This window comes from Roseateles saccharophilus (genome assembly GCF_031458095.1).
Taxonomy (GTDB): Bacteria; Pseudomonadota; Gammaproteobacteria; order Burkholderiales; family Burkholderiaceae_C; genus Pelomonas; species Pelomonas saccharophila_A.
This window is the reverse complement of the sequence record NZ_JAVDXU010000013.1, coordinates 1-5,985: the sequence shown is the minus strand read 5'-3', so window position 1 is coordinate 5,985 and position 5,985 is coordinate 1. Positions and strand designations below refer to the sequence as shown.

General features: G+C 51.6%; 2 tRNA genes and 3 rRNA genes. All 5 read left to right on the top strand.

The features are described from left to right. The first annotated feature begins 550 nt into the window (after positions 1-550). The 5 genes from J2X20_RS29425 to rrf all read left to right on the top strand — a co-directional run bounded on the left by J2X20_RS29425 (position 551) and on the right by rrf (position 5,928). A 16S ribosomal RNA gene (locus tag J2X20_RS29425) occupies positions 551-2,074 on the top strand. A 198-nt stretch (positions 2,075-2,272) separates the two neighbouring features. Further along, positions 2,273-2,349, top strand: a tRNA-Ile gene (locus J2X20_RS29420). Positions 2,350-2,371: 22 nt separating this feature from the next. Continuing rightward, a tRNA-Ala gene (locus tag J2X20_RS29415) sits at positions 2,372-2,447 on the top strand. A 310-nt stretch (positions 2,448-2,757) separates the two neighbouring features. Then, a 23S ribosomal RNA gene (locus J2X20_RS29410) occupies positions 2,758-5,633 on the top strand. 182 nt (positions 5,634-5,815) lie between these two features. Next, positions 5,816-5,928, top strand: a 5S ribosomal RNA gene (gene rrf / locus J2X20_RS29405). The 16S, 23S and 5S rRNA genes sit together here with 2 tRNA genes alongside, the layout of an rRNA operon. Positions 5,929-5,985 lie beyond the last annotated feature (57 nt).

Sequence of the window (5,985 nt, the reverse complement as noted above, 5' to 3'; positions counted from 1 at the left end):
AAAAACCTGTGCTACAGTCGTGGGCTTCGCTGATCACAACGCAGCGCTTGTCGGGAACGGCAGTTAGCGGTGAGGTGATTGGAGAAGTCGGGTTCGAGCTTCGGTTTGGATCTGGGTGGCGAGCTGGAGAGTTCGTCGGGTGCTTCGAAAATATTTTTCAAAAGTACTTGACGACACTGCGAAAGCAGATCAAAATCTCGCCTCTTTGCTGCTGACGAAGCGATCGGAAACGAACGAATCGGCGGTGGTGGAGAAAGCCAAGTTGCTGAGTATTGCGAAAAGAAATTTTCAAAAATACTTGACGACGAAGCAAAAAGCAGATTAGAATCTCGCTTCTTTGCTGCTGACGACTAAACGACGTCAGCGACGCAGTCAGATAATACTGAATGCGATGTTCTTTAAGAATTAACAGCCGATAAGCGTGGGCGTTTGAGGCGAAGTGATGTTGCAAGGTGACTTGCAACGGTCCTTCGGACTTTAAACGCTCACGGAAATTAGATTTGAATCATGCAAATGGTTTAAGTCGATTCCGTTGAGTAAATTCAAGATCGAACTGTAGAGTTTGATCCTGGCTCAGATTGAACGCTGGCGGCATGCCTTACACATGCAAGTCGAACGGTAACAGGTTAAGCTGACGAGTGGCGAACGGGTGAGTAATATATCGGAACGTGCCCAGTCGTGGGGGATAACTACTCGAAAGAGTAGCTAATACCGCATACGACCTGAGGGTGAAAGCGGGGGATCGCAAGACCTCGCGCGATTGGAGCGGCCGATATCAGATTAGGTAGTTGGTGGGGTAAAAGCCCACCAAGCCAACGATCTGTAGCTGGTCTGAGAGGACGACCAGCCACACTGGGACTGAGACACGGCCCAGACTCCTACGGGAGGCAGCAGTGGGGAATTTTGGACAATGGGCGCAAGCCTGATCCAGCCATGCCGCGTGCGGGAAGAAGGCCTTCGGGTTGTAAACCGCTTTTGTCAGGGAAGAAAAGGTTCTGGTTAATACCTGGGACTCATGACGGTACCTGAAGAATAAGCACCGGCTAACTACGTGCCAGCAGCCGCGGTAATACGTAGGGTGCAAGCGTTAATCGGAATTACTGGGCGTAAAGCGTGCGCAGGCGGTTATGCAAGACAGAGGTGAAATCCCCGGGCTCAACCTGGGAACTGCCTTTGTGACTGCATAGCTAGAGTACGGTAGAGGGGGATGGAATTCCGCGTGTAGCAGTGAAATGCGTAGATATGCGGAGGAACACCGATGGCGAAGGCAATCCCCTGGACCTGTACTGACGCTCATGCACGAAAGCGTGGGGAGCAAACAGGATTAGATACCCTGGTAGTCCACGCCCTAAACGATGTCAACTGGTTGTTGGGAGGGTTTCTTCTCAGTAACGTAGCTAACGCGTGAAGTTGACCGCCTGGGGAGTACGGCCGCAAGGTTGAAACTCAAAGGAATTGACGGGGACCCGCACAAGCGGTGGATGATGTGGTTTAATTCGATGCAACGCGAAAAACCTTACCTACCCTTGACATGTCTGGAATCCTGAAGAGATTTGGGAGTGCTCGAAAGAGAGCCAGAACACAGGTGCTGCATGGCCGTCGTCAGCTCGTGTCGTGAGATGTTGGGTTAAGTCCCGCAACGAGCGCAACCCTTGTCATTAGTTGCTACGAAAGGGCACTCTAATGAGACTGCCGGTGACAAACCGGAGGAAGGTGGGGATGACGTCAGGTCATCATGGCCCTTATGGGTAGGGCTACACACGTCATACAATGGCCGGGACAGAGGGCTGCCAACCCGCGAGGGGGAGCTAATCCCAGAAACCCGGTCGTAGTCCGGATCGTAGTCTGCAACTCGACTGCGTGAAGTCGGAATCGCTAGTAATCGCGGATCAGCTTGCCGCGGTGAATACGTTCCCGGGTCTTGTACACACCGCCCGTCACACCATGGGAGCGGGTTCTGCCAGAAGTAGTTAGCCTAACCGCAAGGGGGGCGATTACCACGGCAGGGTTCGTGACTGGGGTGAAGTCGTAACAAGGTAGCCGTATCGGAAGGTGCGGCTGGATCACCTCCTTTCTAGATAGATCGCGCCTCGTCATTACTTAGGTATTGGCAGAGCAAGATCACTATAGAGCGAAAGCTCAAGCACTTAGCTTTAAGCGCCCACACTTATCGGCTGTCAACACACAACAGTGAGTGAATATCGCGTGAGCCTGTAGAGCTGGCCTCCACAAGCCTGGCGATGAAACAGAGCATACGCAGACAAGTTCGCGTGGGTCTGTAGCTCAGTCGGTTAGAGCACCGTCTTGATAAGGCGGGGGTCGCTGGTTCGAATCCAGCCAGACCCACCACGGATTGCAGAGAAATCTGTACGGGGGATTAGCTCAGCTGGGAGAGCACCTGCTTTGCAAGCAGGGGGTCGTCGGTTCGATCCCGTCATCCTCCACCAGTTCACTCATTCAGTTGGTAAACCTTAGCGAATAGCAATGTTCGTTGAGGTTTACCAGCTTGTGATCGCAAGATCGGCTGTTGTTCTTTAACAATTTGTAGAGTCGAATCAGCGTTGTCGACGGAAAGCATCTTCTGATGCACCGTGCCGTCGGCAACATTTTGATTGCGTCAAACATAGACTTCAACTAAGCAAGAAATTGATTAGGTATGAAGAACGGCGTAACGCGTGAATACTCAAAAACAGTTTGGATCTGCGGATCTGAATTGAGTCCTTGACGACAGTGCAGTCAGCGCTGTCAAAGTTATAGGGTCAAGTGACTAAGTGCATGTGGTGGATGCCTTGGCGATTACAGGCGACGAAGGACGTGATAGCCTGCGATAAGCTTCGGGGAGCTGGCAAATTAGCTTTGATCCGGAGATTTCCGAATGGGGAAACCCACTCCGCAAGGAGTAACTCTGACTGAATACATAGGTCATTGTGGCGAACCGGGTGAACTGAAACATCTCAGTAGCTCGAGGAAAAGACATCAACCGAGATTCCGAAAGTAGTGGCGAGCGAAATCGGAGTAGCCCTCGCGTTTTAGCAGTTTGTATATCAGAACGGAATGGAAAGTCCGGCCACAGCGGGTGATAGCCCCGTATGAGAAATGCAGATTGTGGAACTAGGCGCGAATAGAGTAGGGCGGGACACGTGAAATCCTGTCTGAATATGGGGGGACCATCCTCCAAGGCTAAATACTCGTAATCGACCGATAGTGAACAAGTACCGTGAGGGAAAGGCGAAAAGAACCCCGGGAGGGGAGTGAAATAGATCCTGAAACCGCATGCATACAAAAAGTCGGAGCCCGCAAGGGTGACGGCGTACCTTTTGTATAATGGGTCAGCGACTTACATTCAGTGGCGAGGTTAACCGAATAGGGAAGCCGTAGAGAAATCGAGTCCGAATAGGGCGAATAGTCGCTGGGTGTAGACCCGAAACCAAGTGATCTATCCATGGCCAGGATGAAGGTACCGTAACAGGTGCTGGAGGTCCGAACCGACTAGTGTTGCAAAACTAGCGGATGAGCTGTGGATAGGGGTGAAAGGCTAAACAAACTTGGAAATAGCTGGTTCTCTCCGAAAACTATTTAGGTAGTGCCTCAAGTATTACCTGCGGGGGTAGAGCACTGTTTAGGCTAGGGGGTCATGGCGACTTACCAAACCTATGCAAACTCCGAATACCGCAGAGTACAGCTTGGGAGACAGAGCACCGGGTGCTAACGTCCGGACTCAAGAGGGAAACAACCCAGACCGCCAGCTAAGGTCCCTAAAATTGGCTAAGTGGGAAACGAAGTGGGAAGGCTAAAACAGTCAGGATGTTGGCTTAGAAGCAGCCATCATTTAAAGAAAGCGTAATAGCTCACTGATCGAGTCGTCCTGCGCGGAAGATGTAACGGGGCTAAGCCAGTTACCGAAGCTGCGGATGCATAGCAATATGCGTGGTAGGAGAGCGTTCTGTAAGCCTGTGAAGGTGGGTTGTGAAGCCTGCTGGAGGTATCAGAAGTGCGAATGCTGACATGAGTAGCGTTAAAGGGGGTGAAAAGCCCCCTCGCCGAAAGCGCAAGGTTTCCTACGCAACGTTCATCGGCGTAGGGTGAGTCGGCCCCTAAGGCGAGGCAGAGATGCGTAGCTGATGGGAAACAGGTCAATATTCCTGTACCGATCAATAGTGCGATGTGGGGACGGAGAAGGTTAGCTCAGCCAACTGTTGGATATGTTGGTTCAAGCCTGTAGTCGTGCCTGGTAGGCAAATCCGCCGGGCTTAGATGAGGGGTGATAACGAGTCTGCTTGCAGACGAAGTGAGTGATACCCTGCTTCCAGGAAAAGCCACTAAGCTTCAGCTATTGACGACCGTACCGCAAACCGACACTGGTGCGCGAGATGAGTATTCTAAGGCGCTTGAGAGAACTCTGGAGAAGGAACTCGGCAAATTGACACCGTAACTTCGGAAGAAGGTGTGCCTTTAGTAGGTGAACCTGTACAAGGGGAGCCCAATGAGGCCGCAGAGAATCGGTGGCTGCAACTGTTTATTAAAAACACAGCACTCTGCAAAGACGAAAGTCGACGTATAGGGTGTGACTCCTGCCCGGTGCTGGAAGATTAAATGATGGGGTGCAAGCTCTTGACTGAAGTCCCAGTAAACGGCGGCCGTAACTATAACGGTCCTAAGGTAGCGAAATTCCTTGTCGGGTAAGTTCCGACCTGCACGAATGGAGTAATGATGGCCACACTGTCTCCTCCAGAGACTCAGCGAAGTTGAAATGTTTGTGATGATGCAATCTCCCCGCGGAAAGACGGAAAGACCCCATGAACCTTTACTGTAGCTTTACATTGGACTTTGAACAGATCTGTGTAGGATAGGTGGGAGGCTTTGAAGTAAGGTCGCTAGATCTTATGGAGCCAACGTTGAAATACCACCCTGGTGTGTTTGAGGTTCTAACCTTGTCCCGTTATCCGGGATGGGGACAGTGTATGGTGGGCAGTTTGACTGGGGCGGTCTCCTCCCAAAGTGTAACGGAGGAGTTCGAAGGTACGCTAGTTACGGTCGGAAATCGTGACGATAGTGCATTGGCATAAGCGTGCTTGACTGCGAGACTGACAAGTCGAGCAGGTACGAAAGTAGGACAAAGTGATCCGGTGGTTCTGTATGGAAGGGCCATCGCTCAACGGATAAAAGGTACTCTGGGGATAACAGGCTGATACCGCCCAAGAGTTCATATCGACGGCGGTGTTTGGCACCTCGATGTCGGCTCATCTCATCCTGGGGCTGTAGCCGGTCCCAAGGGTATGGCTGTTCGCCATTTAAAGAGGTACGTGAGCTGGGTTTAAAACGTCGTGAGACAGTTTGGTCCCTATCTTCCGTGGGCGCTGCAAGATTGAGAGAGCCTGCTCCTAGTACGAGAGGACCGGAGTGGACGCACCTCTGGTGTATCGGTTGTCACGCCAGTGGCATTGCCGAGTAGCTAAGTGCGGAAGAGATAACCGCTGAAAGCATCTAAGCGGGAAACTCGTCTCAAGATGAGTCTTGCCGGGGCCTTGAGCCCCCTGAAGGGTCGTTCGAGACCAGGACGTTGATAGGCTGGGTGTGGAAGCGCAGTAATGCGTTAAGCTAACCAGTACTAATTGCCCGTGAGGCTTGACCCTATAACTTTGACTGTCGACGGCAGATCAAGGTGGGTATTCAAGTTATGTTGTTCTTCAGAAGTCTGAAGACGCAATCAAAAATACTGATTCCGTCGCTTGTTGAAAGCAAGCGATGTGCAGAGTAATTCTGCTGACTCTACGAATTGGGTTTATTGGCCAAGCCAATAAACCAACCAGTCAAGCCTGACGACCATAGCGACTTGGTCCCACTCCTTCCCATCCCGAACAGGACAGTGAAACGAGCCAGCGCCGATGATAGTGCGGATTCCCGTGTGAAAGTAGGTCATCGTCAGGCTATTTATTAAGCCCAACGCCCCAGTATCGAAAGATGCTGGGGCGTTTGTGCTTTGGG